The sequence below is a fragment of the Methylotenera sp. genome (assembly GCF_013141425.1).
In the GTDB taxonomy this organism is placed as follows: domain Bacteria; phylum Pseudomonadota; class Gammaproteobacteria; order Burkholderiales; family Methylophilaceae; genus Methylotenera.
Genome location: NZ_JABFRA010000062.1, coordinates 1 through 18794 on the forward strand (window position 1 = coordinate 1; position 18794 = coordinate 18794).

Sequence of the window (18794 nt, forward strand, 5' to 3'; positions counted from 1 at the left end):
CCTTCTCAACAGCTAAACCAAACGCTTGATGATGAAAGGTAAACTTTTATATGAGTTTACTCATTAAAGCATTAGACCATTTAGATAAGAACAAGCAGGCGGAGAAAGACAAGCAGCAAACGGGCGATTACGTGGCGGATGAAGCTTTATTGCTTGAGTTGGTGCCTGTTGATAAAAAAAATGAATCTGAAAATTTAACAGATGCGCCTCAAGCCGCTGAGACAAATACACCAGTACTTGAAGAAGTAAAAAATACAACTCCTGAAAAGGCTACAGTCGATAATGTTGTAGGCAATAAAACTGCGGAAAATAAAAACCTATCTTTAGAAGAAGAAGCTGGCTTATCTGCCAGTGCCTTTTCTTCACACAAATATGCTAAAACAAAGCCCACTGTAGCTACAAAGCATAGTACAGTAACAAAACCTAGTGCAGTTACAAAACCCAGTCTAGCAAAGGAATTGGGCAAAACTACCACGACTAGTTCGCAAAAAGATTCGTCGCTTACTCAAGCGGCTAATGCTCAAAGCAAGCCAGCACTCACCGCTAGTTCACAAGCTGCATTTCAGCCCGCAGTTGAAGCACTGAATCAAAAAGCGGCGGCTAAAGTGTTTGTTGCCAATCAAGAAGTGGCTGCGCCTAGCTCGAAATTGACACTTGCCATTTTAGGGGTTGTTGGCACTTTGCTGATTTGGTTAGGTTTACAAGGGTATAACTATTTTAAAACAACGTCCGTGCCAGAGCTTGTTGTACTAAAACCGATTGCACCCATACAGCCACAAGCTTTTACTACCAACCCTTCTGAAATTAATTCTGCCGAACAGACCGTTGAAATCACCGATTCTAATCAAGTGGTTCAAACACATGAGGCACAAATACAAGACAGCCTATCAGCCCATGATGAAGCGATTGCAATTTCAGATCTTGGTACTAAAAATAGTTCAAACGCCTTTAAAAATAAAGTGCTTGAAAAGCACGCAGCTATAGAAGAAACAAGTGACACCGAACCCCGACAGTTAGAAGCCAAAAAAACGACTAAAAATAATGGGGAAGCGAATGCCGACGTTGAAGCTTCAACAAATTTTGAGCAGAATTACAATCCAAAAAATAAACAGTTAACACTGATTACTAAAGCACAGCCTCCTGGCGTAGATCCGACCTTGCTAGAGGCTTATCAGGCATTCACGCGCGGGGAAGATGCAAACGCACAACAAAAATATCGACAAGTGTTGCAGCGTGACGTGCGCAATGTAGATGCTTTATTGGGCATGGCGGCAATTGCACAGCGACAAAGCCGTGATGCCGATGCCCAGGGTTGGTATCAAAAAGTATTGGAGATTGAGCCTCGAAACAGTATTGCCCAATCTGCCATGGCAAGCCCACGCGCGAATACAGATTTAATTAGTACAGAAAGCCGCATTAAGAACATGATTGCCCAGCAGCCAGATGGCGCCAATCTTCACGCCACTTTAGGTAATCTCTATGCCGAACAGAATCAATGGCCATCAGCCCAAGAAGCGTATTTTAATGCTAGCCGTCTGGCGCCTAACAATGCAGATTACGCATTTAATCTAGCGATTAGTTTAGACCAAATGGGCAAAGCAAATCTTGCGTTAAAACAATATCAACGCGCCTTAGACTTGCTGAACAAATCTGGTGGTGCAAGTCCTGACAGAACACAGTTAGAGGCGAGAATTCGCGAATTACAATAATTTAAAATTTTAAAAAATGAAACTATCTAAACACATTCCAGAAGGTAAATTGAATGGCTGAGCAACGGCGTAAACCACGCTTAGGCGAATTGATGGTGCAACAAGGGCTGATCAGTCAGGATCAGCTTCGCATCGCGCTGACTGAGCAAGAACACAGCGATTTGCCGTTGGGTCGTCAATTGGTGCTATTGGGCTTTGTCACAGAAGTCATGGTGCGCGATGTAGTCGCAGATACTATTGGCTACGACAGTATCGATTTATCGACCATTGTGGCCGATGTTGATGCATTGAAATTAGTGCCACAGGACTTTTCACGCCGTTATCATTTACTGCCTGTCGCCTATGAAGAAGCCACCAAAACACTGGTGGTTGCGATGGCGGACATGTTTAACGTGGTAGCACTAGACCAGTTACGCGCTATGCTCGGCGGGCGCATCCAAATTCGTCCATTGCTGGCTGCCGAAGCGCAGCTTGAAGAATATATCGACCATTTTTACGGATATGAATTATCGGTTGATGGAATTCTACGTGAGATTGAAACGGGTGAAATTGACTACAACAGCTTAAGCGCTGAGGGTGAAGAATATACACAACCTGTGGTACGTTTAGTCGGCGCGCTCTTGATGGATGCCGTAAAGCGCGGCGCTTCAGATATTCACTTTGAACCTGAATACGCATTTTTACGAATACGTTACAGAATCGATGGCGTGTTGCACCAAGTGCGAAGCCTACATAAAAGTTACTGGGGCGGTGTGGTTGTGCGGCTTAAGGTATTAAGTGGCTTGGATATTGCAGAAACGCGTGCGCCGCAAGATGGCCGTTTAAGCATGAATTTATGCGGCCGCCCAATTGATTTTCGGGTATCAAGCCACCCGACCATCAACGGTGAAAATATCGTATTGCGGGTACTTGATAGAGAAAAATCCATCATTCCAATGGAGCGCATGGGCTTACGCCCCAACACCCTAGAAGAACTGCGCATCATGATGACGCGTCCCGAAGGCATCGTGATTGTCACGGGACCAACGGGTAGTGGTAAAACTACAACACTCTATTCGTTACTCTCTTACCGCAATACCGAAGCTGTTAACATTATGACACTGGAAGACCCCGTGGAATATCCAGTATCGATGATGCGGCAAACTTCGGTGGCCGAGGTGAATAAAGTAGATTTTGCTAACGGTATACGCTCGATCATGCGGCAAGACCCGGACATTATACTAGTGGGTGAAGTGCGCGACGAAGATACCGCCACCATGGCGTTTCGTGCCGCAATGACGGGCCATCAGGTATTTACTACGCTTCATACCAATTCAGCTTTGGGCGTTTTTCCGCGCTTATCCGACATCGGCATATTGCCGGACATCATGGCCGGCAATATCATTGGCGTAGTGGCGCAACGTTTGGTGCGCGTATTATGCCCACATTGCAAAGTACCGCATGAGTTGGATGATTTAGAGCGCAAAATTTTACGCCTCAAAGCCAGTGAAAAACCGAAAGTATTCAAACCCAAAGGCTGCAAGCAGTGCAATTTAAATGGTTACCGTGGGCGTATGGCGATTATTGAATTGCTGCGTATAGATAGCGATTTTGACTCACTAATCTCGCGTCGCGCACATTTGGATGAATTGCAAAAGATGGCGCACGATAAAGGCTTTGTCACCTTGGCAGAAGATGGCGTGCGGCGCATATTGGAAGGCTATACTAGCCTAGCCGAGGTGATGCGTGTAATTGACTTAACCAGCCGCTTAAATTCGTAATTTCAAATGCCCTCTTTTAATTACAAAGCCATCGATCAATTAGGGCGCCCCGCGCTGGGCCAAATTGATGCGCTCAATGAAGTGGATTTAGAAATCCGCCTCGAGCGCATGGGCTTAGATTTAATTACCTATCGTACTGCAGCAAAATCTACCAGCTTGTTGAATCGCAACAAAGTAAGCAACCAAGATTTAGTCATGTTTTGCTTTCAAATAGAACAACTGAGTAGTGCAGGCGTGCCGCTATTAGAGTGTTTAAATGATTTGCGAGAGAGCAGCAATAACCCCTATTTTCAAAAAGTATTAGGTGCAGTCAGTGCAGAGGTTGAAGGAGGAAAAATGCTCTCACAAGCCCTGGCAGAGCATCCCAATGTGTTTAGCGAAGTGTTTGTTAGCTTAGTTGAAGCGGGTGAGCAAACAGGCCAATTGCCTACTGTATTTAACAATTTGTTTAATGCCATCCGCTGGCAAGATGAGTTGATGTCACAGGCTAAAAAACTGCTCGCTTACCCCGCCTTTGTCGCGGTGGTAGTATTTGGCGCAGTCGCATTTTTAATGAGCTATCTGGTGCCGCAAATGGCTTCGTTTCTGCGCAATATGGGCCAAGAATTGCCACTCAACACCAAGATTTTAATCGCGCTCTCCAATGGCTTTGTGGATTACTGGTGGGCATTCATTGGCTTGCCAATTTTGGTGGTTTTTATTCTTGCTTCGGTTATTAAAAGTAATCCCATCGCACGCTATCGGTTCGACATGATTAAGCTACAATTCCCCTACACAGGGCCTATCTTGCACAAAATCATTATGGCGCGCTTTGCCCGATACTTCGCCTTAATGTATCAAACAGGCATCCCGATACTGGATGCGATTAAAATTTGTGAGAAAATTGTAGGTAACCGTGTGGTGGCCGATGCACTAAGTCGCGTTCATGCGCAAATCAGTGCGGGGGAATCGATGTCAGAAAGCTTTCGTAACGCCGGCTTATTTCCGCAGCTTGTAGTGCGTATGATTAAAGTGGGGGAAAGCACTGGCGCGCTGGATAAATCATTGCTGAATATCAGTTATTTCTACGATCGTGACGTGAATGATTCCATGCAAAAATTACTTAAAATGATTGAACCCCTACTTACAGTATTTTTGGGCCTGATACTTGGCTTTATTATGTATTCCGTTCTCGGTCCCGTTTATGATTCATTCAGTAAGCTAAAAATATAAATGATTAACAGCCGTCCTACTAAATTAGTACTCTGCGCAACGTCACAAAGCTTGCTGGCGGGGCTTTGGCGTGCTGGCAAGTTGCAAGGTAGCCAAGTTTTTAATAATGATGAGACTGGGCATGCTGCTTTTGCGAATTTCTTGCAACAATACCTGACAACGCCAGTGTATTTAATGGCAGATGCGGTAGAAGAAGACTACCGACTTGAGAGCGTGCCGCACACCTCGGGTGCTGCTAAAACTGAGCTTATAACGCGCAAACTCAATCAATTTTACCGTGGTCTAGAATATCGCACCGCGCATTTTGTAAACCGAGAACAAGATAAACGCAAAGATGATAAATACCTGTTCGTGGCGCTTAATAACGCCGAGTTTTTACAAGAGTGGGTTAAGGTAATTCAAGAGGTCAAAGTGCAATTGGTTGGCGTTTATTTGCTGCCGATGCTCAGCCAGGTTTTAGTAAAACAACTCAAATTACCAGCACCGCATATTTTGTTGTGCGAAAAGCTCTCTTCAGGCTTGCGCCAAACTTACTTACACAACGGGCGTTTGCGCATGAGTCGCTTGGTGCCCAATGTACCAATGGCGGCCAATCAACTCGGCTACTTCTATTTAGTTGAAACTGAAAAAACTCGGCTCTACTTAATTAGTCAGCGCTTTATCACGCGTGAAACCCCACTCAATCTAGTGCTAGCCAGCATCGACGGCTCCACACAGAAAATCAGTCAGGGCATTAGCCAAGAACAAGGTATTGAGTGTACTGATATTAATCTTAGTCAATTCGCCAAGACACTAAATCTGCCAGAAAAATCTTTAGCGCAGATGCCAGAACTTTTGCATATGCAGCTGCTGGCGAATGGCCATATTGTGGACAATCTCGCGCCAGAAGCGCTCACCAAAGAATATGACTTTGGAAAACTGAAACAGAACATTAAAACAGCCGCCGTTGCGGCAGGTGCGCTAGGTATAGTTGTAGCGGGCGCAATTTTCTTTCAAGGCATCAATTATCAGTCTGGCTTTAAAGACGCCACGCTTGATACCGCGCTACAACAGCGCCGCTATGACGAAGCGGCTAAAAACTTTCCTGTAACGACAATAGGCGCAGAAGATTTAAGGGCAGCGGTTGAGTTAGATAAAGCCATTGCTCTTTATCCAAAATCACCACGGCTGATGATGCAAGTAGTCAGTGCTGCTTTAGAACAAACCCCTGAAGTGCAATTAGACAGAATACATTGGGCCTTAACGAGTGACGGCAACGTAGCCGACAACGATCCGCTGATTACTTTGCCAGCCACTAACTTACAAAATAACGCCACGCCTACCGCAGATGCTACAAAGCTCTACGAACTGGCTTACATTACCGCTGAAATATCAAACTTCGCTGGCGACTACCGAAGTGCACTTAATACCGTGCATCAATTTGTAGAAAAATTAAAAGAAAATCAACAAGTCGCCCTTGTAGAGGTTTTGCAAGAACCAGTGAATGTCAGTTCATTTGTTAACTTGCAGGGTAGCACCACAGACGAGCAAGCCAAGCAGACACAGCCTGCTTTGTTTAAACTAAAAGTTATCCTTAAAGCTCCTGATGCTCAGGTCGTTGCAGAGGTGAAGTAGCCATGAAATTAAACAAGCTAGATTGGCAAAAACTTCAACCCGCAATTATCGCGCTAATTGTGGTCATTATTGTAGTTTCTGGGTTAATTGCTCTAGCGTATAACTTCAGCATCCAGCAAGAACAAGCCATGCAAAACCAGCAGAATTTACTCAATGCGGCAAGGCAGCGCTTTCAATCTTCTGGAATAGAAAAAGCCACCATCACAGAATATTTACCAAAGTATCAAGCACTAATAAACAAAGGCTTTGTCGGAGAAGAGCGACGCCTAGAATGGGTAGATGAACTACGCAAACAACACCAGGCGCTTAAATTATTTAGCATTAAATACAGCATTGGCTTGCAAGAGCCTTACAAACCAAGTTTTGCCACTAACTTAGGCGGCTTTATTTTAAATCGATCCGTGATGACGCTTGACCTAGATATGCTGCACGAGGAAGATATACTGCAATTAACCGAAGCGTTGAGTAAAAAAAATAAAGAGGTTTTTATGCTACGCGATTGTGAAATCACCCGATTAAATGCAGGCGGTTCGTTAAGCAACCAGCTTATTGCCAACTTGCACGCTAAATGCGAATTAGACTGGCTAACCCTGCGCGAACCTGCACCAATTCAACCAACAGCGGCACCCTAATGATGATGTTGCGACTCTCTCACAAATGGCTCACAAACCTACTGCTAGGCTTGCTCCTTGGAACAGTCGCTTTGCAAACATCTGCCGAATCAAGCGAGCCATTCGGGCGATTGTTCAGCAAGCCAAATGAACGCAACAACTTAAACATTCTCAGACAAAACCAAAAACTAAAAGTGATTAACACACAGGAAGCACAACAACCCGAAATAATCCTCAACCCAGAACCCGCCAGGCTACCCGAACCAATCACCATGCAAGGCTACGTAAAACGTAGCGACGGCGCAACTACCTTATGGATTAACAACAAAGCCGTGCAAGAAAACAGCACCGTGGACAAAGTGAAAATTGGCAAACTCAACCAACGTGGGTTTTCCGGCAAAGGTGCAAGTACCGAAGGCGTAGATGTAAAAATTCCTGCAAACGGCAAACACATTCGCCTAAAAGCAGGCCAAATGTACGAACCAGATAATAATAAAGTTTATGAAATGCAAGTTGTGGAAAAAGCAAAGAGGTTGAATTTAGAGCAGAGTGGCACAATCAGCGACAGCGATAATACTGGCGGAGACACGTCAGATACTAACGAAAAATAGCGTTTGGTAGCCATGACACAACCAAAACATTACTTATTAAAAGCACGCAAATATGGATTTGCTAGGGTAGGATTTACACAAAATGGGGCTGCGCTACTATTGCTTGTTTTTTTAATAGCATTAGTTTTAGTGACAGTTTTGGTACACTCAACAACTGGCGTTGAATACAAGTCTGAGCGAGATTTAAAAACAGCTAAGGTTTTAGATGATGCTAAAGTAGCATTATTGGGATGGTCAGTTTTACAAAATAATCCGGGACAATTACCATGCCCTGAAGATACAAACCTGATTGGGTTTCCAACAGAAGGACAAGCAAAATCAACTTGTATGTTGCCTGCAATAGGGCGCCTTCCTTGGCGGACTTTAGGTTTGGGTGATATTAGAGATGCTAATAACGATAAACTATGGTACGCAGTATCTTCTGGCTTTAGAAACCCACCAATAAACACCAATACGTTGCCACAGTTGAGTGTTAATGGCGTCCCAAATAGTGCGGTTGCAATTATTTTCTCGGTAGGTGTGCCTTTAGGGTCACAAAGTAGGCCTGCTCCAACTTCAAGTACACCGCCAGATGTTGAGCAATACTTAGATTTATCAAATAATGCCGGCACAGCTTCATTTATTACTTCGGGGAATATAAATGACTTCAATGATAGACTGAAAATAATTACCAAAACAGAATTATTTTCATTAGTAACAAAACGGATACTGGCTGAGGTACGAGGTGATTCCTCTCAAGGGTTGTCAAAGTTTAATACGGATTACGGTAATTATCCATTTGCTGATATCAATAATGATGGGTTTGCTGACACTGGAAATAACTCAGGAACACCGTCTTATCAAGGGATTCCAAATAGTTTATATTTCTCAACTGCTAAAAAGAATACATTCTTAAATAATGGATGGTTTCCATTGATTAATTACAATTACACAGTTCCATCCGGCACCCCCCAAGTGGCATTAACACTTAATACTCAAACTATCTTAGTAACGCCATAACTATGAAAAAATATCTCTCAGGTTTTACTTTGGTCGAAATGGCCGTGGTGTTAATAATTATGGGTTTTATAATTGGTGCTCTAGTAACACCTTTGACAGCGCAAGTTGAACAGAGTCGTCTTTCAGAAGCTAATAAGGATTTGTCAGAAATTAAAGAGGCTCTTTTAGGATATGTCGTCGTGAACGGGTTTTTTCCTTGCCCAGATACAAGTGGAGATGGAGTTGATGATGGATGCGCAAATACAAATTCAACAGTGAGCACTGGGGGTAGCTTACCTTGGTCAACATTAGGTTTAAAATCAAATGATCCTTGGGGTAGGCCATATCAATATCGAATAAATAACGCCTTTAGCGCAACCTTTAACTTAAATACTTCAAGCTCAGGTGCAGGTATAGTAAAAATTTGTACTGATAATACATGTGCAAATACGGAGTCAGCGAACGTGCCTCTCATCGTATTTTCATACGGTAAAAATGGAGGAGCACAACCACCTATAGGCCTAGATGAGAAAGAAAATGCCGATGGAGATGGGGTGTTCGTCAAGCATGATTTTGTTCAGAATGGTTTTGATGACGTATTAATGTGGATTTCAACAAACGTTCTAATGAATCGTATGGTAACCACTGGCCGACTACCTTAATGAATGACAGCCAGCTTTTACGTTACAGCCGTCATATTCTTTTACCGCAAGTAAGTTATGAAGGCCAAGAAAAGTTAGTGAGCAGCCATGCGCTGATGGTGGGTGCTGGTGGGCTGGGTTCGCCAGTGGCTTTGTATTTGGCTGCCAGTGGTGTTGGCACACTTACAATTTGCGATTTTGATGAGGTGGATTTAACTAATTTGCAGCGTCAGATTATTCATACCACGCAAAGTGTGGGCATCAATAAGGCGGTTTCTGCGCAGCAAACCATTTACGAGATTAACCCTGAAGTTAATGTTAAAACCGTACAGCAAAAATCAACGGAAGTTGAGTTTGCAGCTTTGGTTGCGCAGGCCGATGTGGTGATTGATTGTAGCGATAATTTTGCGACACGTTACACATTAAACAGGCTATGCGTTCAGTTGAAAAAACCGCTGGTTTCTGGCGCGGCGATTGGTTTTGAGGGGCAAATTACCGTGTACGATATGCGTAATAATGCCAGCCCTTGCTACCATTGTTTATTCCCTGATTCAAGTGAAACCACTGGGGAAAACAATGAAATGCGTTGCGCCAGTAACGGCGTATTTGCGCCGCTTGTAGGCATGATTGGCACCACCCAAGCGGCTGAAACTTTAAAATTGTTGATGGGCATTGGTGAGAGTTTACAAGGTCGTTTGCTGTTGCTGGATGCGCTGACTATGGAGTGGCGAACTATCAAGCTCAGAAAAGACCCTGCCTGCAGGGTATGTAGCTAGATTGTCATTGCGGATTTAGTCCGCAATCTTTTGAAGTTGGAATAAGATGCTGAAACAAGTTCAGCATGACAGCGTAATTTTAGAACTATTTTCCACCTACTAAGCTTTTAACCGCACCCACTAAATCTCCAGGCATCACCACGACCTTGCTGTTTTCTGAGGTCGACATTTTTTGCAATGCAGTAATGTAACGGTCACCCAATAAAAACATCGCCGATGCGTTGTTTTCCTTTACCGCTTCGGTAATAAATTTAATGGATTCTGCAGAAGCTTTAGCCGCAATCATTTGCGCTTCAGCATCTTTACGCGCGGCTTCTAAACGGGCTTCAGCGTTTAAGATGAGTGATTGCTTAGCGCCTTCTGCTTCTGTCACCACCGCTACGCGTTCACGTTCTGCCGCGGCTTGACGCTCCATTGCGTCTTGCATATTGGGCGATGGTTTGATGTCTTGAATTTCAACTGATTTTACTGTCAAACCCCAGTCTAGTGCTTCATCCGCAATGGCTACTTTTAGTTCTGCTTTAATGCGGTCACGCGAAGTAAGCGCTTGATTTAAATCCATGCCACCGATAATGGAACGTAAGCTGGTCTGCACCATGTTTCGCATCGCCTCTCTAAAATTTTCGATCCCATACACGGAACGTTCGATATTACTCACTTTAATAAACGCCACGGCGTTTGCTACAATCACGGCGTTATCACGCGTAATCACTTCTTGCTCAGGCACGTCTAAAATAATGTCTTTAGTGGTCACTTTGTAAGTGACTTTAGTAAAAATAGGGTTAATCACATGCAGGCCTGGGGATAATACGCCAGCGAATTTACCCAAGCGCTCCACTACCCACTCTTCGCCCTGTGGCACAATTCGTATGCCTTTAAAGGCCAGAATGAACGCAACAACAACTAAAATACCTGACAACTCAAACATGGTGATTTACCTTTCAGTAAAATTGAATAATTCGATAAAAAATAATACCTATAATTAATGAGACTTTACACGAAGCGAGTTGCCTTCAACCGCAACGACTTCTGCTTGGGAACCGACTTCGATAGCCTTGTTGGCAACTGCTGTCCATTCACGGCTACCCATTACGCCTTGGGTAAATTGAATACGGCCATTTTGTGTTGGGCCAACAGCTTCAATAATCAAGCCTACACGGCCAATTTCTTCACCTTGCGCCTGCCCAACACGTGAATGCGTTTCTGTTTTTTTATAATAAGTACGCCAGATAAATAATGAGCCAATCGACAATACTGCAAATAAAAGTAACTGGACGCTAACACTTAGCCCTGGCACAAGCCAAGTCAATACGCCGATTATTAATGCTGCAATACCAAACCACAAAACGTAAAAAGTGCCTGTTGCCATTTCTGCAGCAAGTAATATTAAGCCGATTGTTCCCCAAACCCACATTGTTTCAATCATGTTTTTACCTTACTAGTGAACTTAAAAAGTTTTGTATATTATTACACAGCTTGATAACACTAAATAAATTAAAGTCAGATAGCAAAATATCATACTTAACTAGCGTTAAAAAGATAGTACACTAACAATAAATAAGGTTGGAATCATTGCATGAAGCCTGCACAAAAACTTGTTATGCCGCACGATCGTGATGAACGCCTGCATTATATTAAGCGAATATTTTCTTCTGCTTCAGGGCCAGATTTACAATCGCACTGGGCAGGCGGACGTTTAAACGGGCTTAAAAAAATACATAGTATTGATGCGCTAGCTTATGCACGAAATCGTAATTTTTTAAATGGTGCCGTAACTCACTTATCACCTTATATTCGCCATGGTTGTATTACGCTTAACGAAACGTTTGAACTCATAAAAAAACAATTTGAAACTGGCGCAGAAAAGATTTTATATGAGCTTGCGTGGCGCGACTATTGGCGACAAGTTTGGTATTTAGAAGGCAATGCAATTTACAGCGAGTTAGAACCTCCTAAGGTCGCCATCGGCCACGACCCTTTAACTCAGGATGTCACACAAGGTAAAACGGGGCTGCCTTGCATGGATGCGTTTATCAATGATTTACTCACTACTGGCTATGTACATAATCATGCACGCATGTGGCTTGCAAGCTACATTATCCATTTTCGCAAAATCGATTGGCGCCCTGCGGCCGATTGGTTTGAAGCAAACTTGCTTGATGGTGATATCGCCAGCAATCATCTTTCATGGCAATGGGTAGCATCTACATTTAGCTCAAAACCTTATTTTTTTAATAAAGAAAATTTAAGCCGCTATACAGGTGAAAAATTCTGCGGAACTTGCACCGCCCAATGCCCGTTTGACGGGGATTATGAGACCTTAAACACTCGCCTATTTAATGCTACGCCTCAGACCACGGCTAAAGAATATGCATTAACCCCTTTACCGAAAAAAGCCGTTTCTAGCCACACGGCAATTGCCGTGTTTGTGCATGATGAAATGCTTTCGTCCGCTCACCCGCTACTACGGCAACCTTTTCCTAAGTTTTTTGTGTTTGACCCCCTCATTCATGGCAATTGGTCACTGAACCGGCTGCAATTTATCGCCGATTGTTTAAGCGAGATGGGAAATGTAGAAGTCTGGTATGGCGATACGTATGAAATACTCATGAGCAAAAATGTTGGCTCCGTCATTAGTCAAGACACTCCGAACCAAAAAATTAAAGCATTATTAGCAGCGTTTTTACCAAAATGGCAGCCTGTCGACAAATTTGTGAATGTAGAAATTAGCGAAAAACGCTTGAAACGCTTTTCGCGTTACTGGGAAAAAGTTGGCCCATTAATTCTCGGCGAAGCGCACGACCAAAGCAGATAGGCTACAATAATTAAGCGGAAAAATAGCCGCCAAACTAATTACTAAGGGAAAATACCATGATCGTTTGGTTAATCGTAGCAGTCATCGCTGTGTATTTCATTATTACTTATAACAGCTTGGTCAATATTAAGCATAATGTGGCTAAAGCGTGGGCCAATATTGATGTTTTGCTCAAGCAGCGCCATGAAGAACTGCCTAAGCTAATCGATACTTGCAAGCAATACATGCAGTACGAGCAAGAAACATTAGAAAAAGTAATCCAAGCACGCTCACGTGTATCAGATGCGCGTGAATCACATAACTTAGCCGCACTAGGCAATGCGGAAAATGCGCTCAGAAGCAGCCTGGGGCAACTGTTTGCCTTGGCCGAATCCTACCCCGAACTAAAAGCCAATGAGCAATTTTTGCACTTGCAATCACGTATTAGCGGCATAGAGAACGCCATTGCAGATAGACGCGAGTTTTATAACGACAGCGTGAATATAAATAACGTCAGAATTGAGCAGTTTCCAGATTTGTTAGTAGCAAAGTTGTTTAATTTTAAAGCCAGCGATTTACTTAAATTTGCCAGCGAGGAATTAAAAGACGTTGATATTAACCAACGTTTTAACAGCTAGGCAAGCGCGTGTTAAACGGCTTACGTGCATACTACATTGATGCAATAACATCCTGTAGCTACGTCGGCATACTTGGCGCTGTGCTTTTTTCTCAGCAACAGAACTCAACCGTTTTTCCTTTGCTATTAGTAGCAGGCATCAGCGCCTTTGCTTGTGTGGCAAGTTACAAGCGTGTTCGCACTATTGCCGATATTGCCACCTCGCGTATTGGCTCAGCGGCGCAAGGTTATGTTGAGCTATACGGTCGCGCAAGTGTGGATAAAGACAACCTCATCCAAAGCCCGCTCAGTGGTATTTCCTGCATCTGGTTTCGCTATTGGGTTTACAGTAAAGATAATAGCGACAGGGAATGGCGCGAAACAGCCACTGGAGTTAGTCACACTACCTTTGAGATTAGTGATGGTACAGGGCGCTCCGTAGTTGACCCTGACCACGCTGAAATCATTTCGCCTGACAGGCGGGTGAGCTATCAAGGTAATTATAAACATGTGGAAGAACTGCTTTTTGCAGGCGGATCCATCTACGTCTTGGGCGAATTTTCTACCATCGGCGGTGCCAATTCGGTTTTGAGTGTAAAAGAAGATATGAGTACACTACTGACCGAATGGAAAAGAGACGGCGTTCAACTTAAAAAACGTTTTGATCTTGATGGCAACGGTGAAATTGATTTACAAGAATGGGAATTAGCACGCCGTGCTGCTATACGTGAAGTTGAAAAACAACACCGTGAAATACGTACTGAAACAGGAGTACACATCATGCGCGTACCGCGAGATGGAAGATTATTTCTAATCTCCAGCATGTCGCCACAAAAACTCCGTCATCGCTATCAACTGTGGAGTTATTTTCATTTTGCTGTAATGGTATTTGCTATTAGTGCAATATTCTGGCTTTAACCCTGCCCGAGTTAAGCAAAAGCTACAATTTGCTGTGTTAAAATTGCGCTTATGACAAATACCACGCAAAACACTGAAAATTCACTCAATAAATCCTTTGATCCTAAAACCATAGAAAGCAAATGGTATGCATTTTGGGAAGGCAAGGGCTACTATGCCGCTGGCTTAAACCCTGAAGTCAAAGATAATTTCTGCATATTGCTACCTCCACCAAACGTCACAGGTACGTTGCACATGGGGCACGGCTTTAACCAAACCCTGATGGATGCATTGACGCGCTACCACCGTATGCGGGGCGATAACACGCTTTGGCAACCCGGTACAGACCATGCAGGTATTGCCACGCAGATAGTTGTAGAGCGTCAGTTAGATGCGCAAGGCGTAAGCCGTCATGACTTAGGCCGTGAGAAATTCCTCGAAAAAGTGTGGGAATGGAAAGAATATTCAGGCGGCACGATTACCAAACAGATGCGTCGTTTAGGTACTTCGCCAGACTGGTCACGAGAGCGCTTTACGATGGATGAAGGTTTGAATAAAACCGTGACTGAAACCTTTGTGCGCCTGTATAACGAAGGCCTGATTTATCGCGGGAAACGCTTGGTGAATTGGGATGTGAAGCTCGGTACAGCCGTGTCTGACCTCGAAGTGGTGCAGGAAGAAGAAGATGGCTCAATGTGGCACATCAACTACCCACTTGCTGATGGTTCAGGCCATTTAACAGTAGCTACTACGCGCCCAGAAACAATGCTGGGTGACGTGGCGGTGATGGTGCATCCTGAAGATGAGCGTTATGCGCACCTCATAGGAAAGAATGTAAAACTACCACTTTGTGACCGTGAAATTCCCATTATTGGTGATGATTATGTCGATAAAGAATTCGGTACTGGCGTAGTGAAAGTGACCCCAGCGCATGATTTTAATGACTATGCGGTAGGTCAGCGTCACAAATTACCAATGATAGAAATATTATCATTAACAGGTTTAGTCAATGAGAATGCACCTGCAAAATACCAAGGCCTAACCACCATAGCCGCACGTAAACTAGTAGTGGCTGATTTAGATGAAAATGGTTATTTAGTCAAAACCGATAAACACAAATTCAAAGTGCCTAGAGGCGACCGTACCGGAGTAATTATTGAGCCAATGCTTACAGACCAATGGTTTGTGGCGATGAGCAAACCTGCTGCGGATGGCAAATCGATTACGCAAAAAGCTTTAGATGTTGTCGCCAGCGGCGAAATCAAGTTTTACCCTGAAAACTGGGTGAATACCTATAATCAATGGCTAAATAACATCCAAGACTGGTGTATTTCACGCCAACTTTGGTGGGGGCATCAAATTCCTGCTTGGTACTCTGACGAGGGAAAAGTTTACGTAGCAACAAATGAAGCGCAGGCCAAAGCCCTTGCTGCACAAGACGGCTACACGGCTAATTTAGTACGCGATAACGACGTACTCGATACTTGGTATTCATCTGCTCTTTGGCCGTTCTCAACGCTTGATTGGACGGGCGATGAAACCATAGACGAACAAAACCAAGCCTTGCAACAATACTTGCCTTCTAGCGTTTTGGTCACAGGTTTTGACATCATATTCTTCTGGGTAGCGCGTATGGTGATGATGACCACGCACATTACCGGCAAAATCCCCTTCAAGCATGTGTATGTGCATGGCTTGATTCGCGATGCAGAAGGCCAAAAAATGAGCAAATCAAAGGGTAACGTACTTGACCCGATTGATTTGATTGATGGCATCGGACTAGACGATTTAATTAAAAAACGCACCACAGGTTTGATGAATCCCAAAGATGCAGAGAAAATCGAGAAGCGCACCCGCAAAGAATTCCCAGAAGGAATTGCCGCTTACGGTACAGATGCTTTAAGGTTTACTTTTGCCGCTTTAGCCAGCCCAGGCCGCGACATTAAATTTGATTTGCAACGCTGCGATGGCTATCGTAATTTCTGCAATAAATTATGGAACGCCACACGCTTTGTGTTGATGAACACCGAAGGTCAAGATAACGGTTTTGATGCCGTCAGTTGTGGTGAGGGTGGGCGTAAGTTTAGTCAAGCTGACCGCTGGATTGTAAGCATTTTGCAGCGCACAGAAGCCGAAGTTGAACGCGCATTTGAAGATTACCGTTTTGATTTAGCCGCCAAAGCTATTTACGAGTTTGTGTGGGATGAATATTGCGACTGGTATTTAGAACTGGCAAAAGTACAAATTCAAAACGGCGATGATGCAGAAAAACGCGCGACTAGACGTACCTTGCTAAGAGTATTGGAAACGATTTTACGTTTAGCGCACCCAATCATGCCATTTATTACCGAAGAAATCTGGCAAACGATTGCGCCAATGACAGGCAAACAAGGGCCAAGCATCATGCTAGAAGGCTATCCAAGCACTCAGCCTGATAAGTTGGATGAAGCTTCCGAGGCTTGGGTCGCGCAACTTAAACTAATGGTCGATGCTTGCCGTAGTTTACGTGGTGAAATGAGTATTTCTCCAGCGGCACGGGTGCCCTTGATTGCTGCAGGTGACGCAGAAAAGCTAGCTGCTTATGCTCACTATATAAAAGCGCTCGCTAAATTAGAAGACGTTACTATTGTGGCTGATTTACCAGAAGCGGATGCACCAGTAATGCTGGTTGGTAACTTTAAGCTAATGCTAAAAGTTGAGATTGACGTTGCAGTTGAAAAAGAGCGCTTAGGCAAAGAGATTGCAAGGCTTGAAGGTGAAATTGCCAAAGCGAATGCCAAGCTAAATAACGAGAGTTTTGTTGCGCGTGCGCCAGCGGTAGTGGTTGAGCAAGAGAAAGCTAGGGTTGCGGAATTTAGTAGTAGCTTAGAAAAATTACAAGGTCAACTTAGTAAATTAAACTAAGCAAACTTATTGCTTCGGCCAAGGATGTATCAACTCTTGTTCAGCCTGAGCCTGTCAAAGGTATTGCATCCAATTCCTTTTCAACAAGTTCAATGCTAACGGACTTAGACATTATCGGGCCGAACCTATTAATATTTTTTTTACAGCTTGCTGAGTATAAACGTCCATTCCTTAGGGTCAATCGGCGTAATGGATAAACGATTGCCTCGCTGCAAAATACGCATATTGGCAAGCTCTGGGAATTCACGTAGCTCTTTTAAGCTAAGCAAGCGTGTTTTTCGAACCAACTTAACATCAACATTTAGCCATCGTGGGTTTTCAGGCGTGGATTTTTCATCGTAATATTTGTGGCCTTTTATAAATTGCAATCTGTCTGGATACGCTAGCTTACTCACCTCCGCGATGCCAGCAATGCCAGGAACCTCACAATTTGAGTGGTAAAAGAAAACACCATCTCCCACTTTCATTTGGTCACGCATAAAATTACGCGCCTGATAATTCCGTACACCATACCAATCCACCGTTTGATTGGGGAATTTCGCCAAATCATCAATCGATACATCTGCAGGCTCAGATTTCATTAGCCAGTAACGCATATTTTCACCTTAAACAATTTCAAAATTAATCCGTATGATAATCTATAACTAATTCAAAGTAGAGACTAACCATGGCAAAACAACAAGAGAAAAATGTACTTGGCACGGCATTGCTTGTATGCGGGCTAAACCCACTGACTGGCTTTATGCGCAATGGTTGTTGCGAAACAGGCCCAGACGATACTGGAAGCCACACGGTTTGTGCACAAATGACCGATGAATTTCTCGCCTTCTCATTTGCTGAAGGAAACGATTTAACAACACCTCGGCCTGAGTATGGCTTTAATGGTTTAAAAGCAGGTGACCGTTGGTGTGTATGTGCCGCTCGTTGGCTTGAAGCCTCAGAAGCTGGCTTTGCACCGCCAGTAATACTAGAAGCTTGTCATGCAAGATGCTTGGAAATTGTAAGTTTGGCGGATTTAAAGTACCACGAGTTGAGGTAAATAGGAGGAGTTCTCCACGGATATAGCCTAAGCCAGCATCCTGAACCAAAAAGGCTCAAGTGGTAACGGCCTAGAGCGCATTAGGTACACCCGCCAAGAGGTTCTTAAAAGAACACCCAACTTAGGGCGCGCACACAACAACTCGAATGACCAAAACCGATGCTATAAACTAGTTCAAGGAATTATTAGCTTAAACCACACCGCAGAGAACAAACTTTAAAACTGGGGTTTTATTTTTTGTTTTAGCTACAAATCGACTGATAAAGTACTAAAACGACTGAGTTAATTTTACTATTGTTAAGTAGTAAAATTATGAAATATAAAATATTTATTTTACTGCGCAGACTTTATCAATTTGATCTTGCATATTTGTGATTCGACGTTTGAAATCCCCCACTTCAACTCCACCACTCTTACTATTTAATAACTCATGCGCCAAATTCAACGCCGCCATAATGGCAATACGCTCAGCACCAATTATTTTGCCGCTGTCGCGAATATCACGCATTTTTTTATCTAAAAAATTTACCGCGTTTATCAATCCTGGGCGCTCTTCATCGGTACACGATACCGTGAAATCTCTACCCATAATATTGACATCCACGCCTTTTATTTCGCTCATTTTACTTACT

18 protein-coding genes are annotated in these 18794 nt (G+C 43.6%); 14 read left to right on the forward strand and 4 right to left on the reverse strand.

Annotated features, from left to right (window positions below):
• Positions 1-50: 50 nt before the first annotated feature.
• The 9 genes from HOO90_RS05275 to moeB are packed head-to-tail and all read left to right on the forward strand — an operon-like array spanning position 51 to position 9912.
• Positions 51-1709 carry a hypothetical protein gene (locus HOO90_RS05275; protein ID WP_292840363.1) on the forward strand — a complete coding sequence of 553 codons (1659 nt, stop codon included), beginning with the start codon at positions 51-53 and terminating at the stop codon, positions 1707-1709.
• A gap of 53 nt (positions 1710-1762) precedes the next feature.
• Positions 1763-3469 carry a GspE/PulE family protein gene (locus tag HOO90_RS05280; protein ID WP_292840366.1) on the forward strand — a complete coding sequence of 569 codons (1707 nt, stop codon included), beginning with the start codon at positions 1763-1765 and terminating at the stop codon, positions 3467-3469.
• Positions 3470-3475: 6 nt separating this feature from the next.
• On the forward strand, positions 3476-4681 hold the full coding sequence (locus tag HOO90_RS05285) for a type II secretion system F family protein (protein WP_292840369.1): 1206 nt from the start codon (positions 3476-3478) through the stop codon (positions 4679-4681).
• The gene (locus tag HOO90_RS05290; RefSeq protein ID WP_292840372.1) at positions 4682-6295 is read left to right on the forward strand and encodes a hypothetical protein; all 1614 of its coding nucleotides are present in this window, start codon (positions 4682-4684) and stop codon (positions 6293-6295) included. It abuts the gene before it with no gap.
• 2 nt (positions 6296-6297) lie between these two features.
• Positions 6298-6927, forward strand: a complete 630-nt coding sequence (locus tag HOO90_RS05295) for a hypothetical protein (RefSeq protein WP_292840375.1) — start codon at positions 6298-6300, stop codon at positions 6925-6927.
• Entirely contained in the window at positions 6864-7517 is a 654-nt protein-coding gene (locus tag HOO90_RS05300) for a hypothetical protein (protein ID WP_292840378.1), read from the forward strand. Before HOO90_RS05295 ends, HOO90_RS05300 begins: the two co-directional genes overlap by 64 nt.
• A 12-nt stretch (positions 7518-7529) precedes the next feature.
• Positions 7530-8516: a hypothetical protein gene (locus HOO90_RS05305; protein ID WP_292840381.1), complete on the forward strand. Its 987-nt coding sequence runs from the start codon at positions 7530-7532 to the stop codon at positions 8514-8516.
• Between the two features lie 2 nt (positions 8517-8518).
• Positions 8519-9157, forward strand: a complete 639-nt coding sequence (locus tag HOO90_RS05310) for a type II secretion system protein GspG (protein WP_292840384.1) — start codon at positions 8519-8521, stop codon at positions 9155-9157.
• Positions 9157-9912, forward strand: a complete 756-nt coding sequence (gene moeB, locus HOO90_RS05315; protein WP_292840387.1) for a molybdopterin-synthase adenylyltransferase MoeB — start codon at positions 9157-9159, stop codon at positions 9910-9912. The genes HOO90_RS05310 and moeB overlap by 1 nt, the downstream gene beginning before the upstream one ends.
• Positions 9913-9997: 85 nt before the next feature.
• Here the strand turns inward: moeB and HOO90_RS05320 are convergent, their stop codons facing one another.
• Both HOO90_RS05320 and HOO90_RS05325 read right to left on the reverse strand, forming a co-directional pair.
• Positions 9998-10840 carry an SPFH domain-containing protein gene (locus tag HOO90_RS05320; protein ID WP_292840390.1) on the reverse strand — a complete coding sequence of 281 codons (843 nt, stop codon included), beginning with the start codon at positions 10838-10840 and terminating at the stop codon, positions 9998-10000.
• A 54-nt stretch (positions 10841-10894) separates the two neighbouring features.
• A complete protein-coding gene (locus HOO90_RS05325) occupies positions 10895-11338 on the reverse strand; it encodes an NfeD family protein (RefSeq protein WP_292840393.1) in 444 nt (147 codons plus the stop codon).
• Between the two features lie 150 nt (positions 11339-11488).
• Here HOO90_RS05325 and HOO90_RS05330 point away from each other — a divergent pair, with 150 nt between their 5' ends.
• From HOO90_RS05330 to HOO90_RS05345, 4 genes are read left to right on the forward strand one after another with little or no spacing between them, the layout of a single operon-like run.
• On the forward strand, positions 11489-12727 hold the full coding sequence (locus HOO90_RS05330) for an FAD-binding domain-containing protein (protein ID WP_292840396.1): 1239 nt from the start codon (positions 11489-11491) through the stop codon (positions 12725-12727).
• A 56-nt stretch (positions 12728-12783) separates the two neighbouring features.
• Positions 12784-13344, forward strand: coding sequence for a LemA family protein (locus tag HOO90_RS05335; protein WP_292840399.1), 561 nt, complete (start codon positions 12784-12786; stop codon positions 13342-13344).
• 8 nt (positions 13345-13352) lie between these two features.
• A complete protein-coding gene (locus HOO90_RS05340; protein WP_292840402.1) occupies positions 13353-14240 on the forward strand; it encodes a hypothetical protein in 888 nt (295 codons plus the stop codon).
• Positions 14241-14291: 51 nt separating this feature from the next.
• Entirely contained in the window at positions 14292-17123 is a 2832-nt protein-coding gene (locus tag HOO90_RS05345) for a valine--tRNA ligase (RefSeq protein ID WP_292840405.1), read from the forward strand.
• 140 nt (positions 17124-17263) lie between these two features.
• Here HOO90_RS05345 and HOO90_RS05350 read toward each other — a convergent pair whose 3' ends face one another.
• The gene (locus HOO90_RS05350; protein WP_292840408.1) at positions 17264-17719 is read right to left on the reverse strand and encodes an EVE domain-containing protein; all 456 of its coding nucleotides are present in this window, start codon (positions 17717-17719) and stop codon (positions 17264-17266) included.
• 71 nt (positions 17720-17790) lie between these two features.
• On the opposite strand from HOO90_RS05350, the gene HOO90_RS05355 reads away from it, so the two are divergent.
• Positions 17791-18162, forward strand: coding sequence for a DUF2237 domain-containing protein (locus HOO90_RS05355; RefSeq protein WP_292840411.1), 372 nt, complete (start codon positions 17791-17793; stop codon positions 18160-18162).
• A 328-nt stretch (positions 18163-18490) separates the two neighbouring features.
• On the opposite strand, the gene HOO90_RS05360 is transcribed toward HOO90_RS05355, so the two are convergent.
• Positions 18491-18784, reverse strand: a complete 294-nt coding sequence (locus tag HOO90_RS05360; protein WP_292840414.1) for a cell division protein ZapA — start codon at positions 18782-18784, stop codon at positions 18491-18493.
• Positions 18785-18794: the final 10 nt, after the last annotated feature.

Excerpts from the sequence above, each read along its gene's own strand:
- HOO90_RS05325 (WP_292840393.1), bottom strand. The coding sequence starts at position 11,338 with ATGATTGAAACAATGTGGGTTTGGGGAACAATCGGCTTAATATTACTT.
- HOO90_RS05345 (WP_292840405.1), top strand. The coding sequence starts at position 14,292 with ATGACAAATACCACGCAAAACACTGAAAATTCACTCAATAAATCCTTT.
- HOO90_RS05330 (WP_292840396.1), top strand. The coding sequence starts at position 11,489 with ATGAAGCCTGCACAAAAACTTGTTATGCCGCACGATCGTGATGAACGC.
- HOO90_RS05335 (WP_292840399.1), top strand. The coding sequence starts at position 12,784 with ATGATCGTTTGGTTAATCGTAGCAGTCATCGCTGTGTATTTCATTATT.
- HOO90_RS05275 (WP_292840363.1), top strand. The coding sequence starts at position 51 with ATGAGTTTACTCATTAAAGCATTAGACCATTTAGATAAGAACAAGCAG.
- HOO90_RS05285 (WP_292840369.1), top strand. The coding sequence starts at position 3,476 with ATGCCCTCTTTTAATTACAAAGCCATCGATCAATTAGGGCGCCCCGCG.
- HOO90_RS05295 (WP_292840375.1), top strand. The coding sequence starts at position 6,298 with ATGAAATTAAACAAGCTAGATTGGCAAAAACTTCAACCCGCAATTATC.
- HOO90_RS05320 (WP_292840390.1), bottom strand. The coding sequence starts at position 10,840 with ATGTTTGAGTTGTCAGGTATTTTAGTTGTTGTTGCGTTCATTCTGGCC.
- HOO90_RS05310 (WP_292840384.1), top strand. The coding sequence starts at position 8,519 with ATGAAAAAATATCTCTCAGGTTTTACTTTGGTCGAAATGGCCGTGGTG.
- moeB (WP_292840387.1), top strand. The coding sequence starts at position 9,157 with ATGAATGACAGCCAGCTTTTACGTTACAGCCGTCATATTCTTTTACCG.
- HOO90_RS05280 (WP_292840366.1), top strand. The coding sequence starts at position 1,763 with ATGGCTGAGCAACGGCGTAAACCACGCTTAGGCGAATTGATGGTGCAA.
- HOO90_RS05290 (WP_292840372.1), top strand. The coding sequence starts at position 4,682 with ATGATTAACAGCCGTCCTACTAAATTAGTACTCTGCGCAACGTCACAA.
- HOO90_RS05360 (WP_292840414.1), bottom strand. The coding sequence starts at position 18,784 with ATGAGCGAAATAAAAGGCGTGGATGTCAATATTATGGGTAGAGATTTC.
- HOO90_RS05350 (WP_292840408.1), bottom strand. The coding sequence starts at position 17,719 with ATGCGTTACTGGCTAATGAAATCTGAGCCTGCAGATGTATCGATTGAT.
- HOO90_RS05305 (WP_292840381.1), top strand. The coding sequence starts at position 7,530 with ATGACACAACCAAAACATTACTTATTAAAAGCACGCAAATATGGATTT.
- HOO90_RS05355 (WP_292840411.1), top strand. The coding sequence starts at position 17,791 with ATGGCAAAACAACAAGAGAAAAATGTACTTGGCACGGCATTGCTTGTA.
- HOO90_RS05300 (WP_292840378.1), top strand. The coding sequence starts at position 6,864 with ATGCGAATTAGACTGGCTAACCCTGCGCGAACCTGCACCAATTCAACC.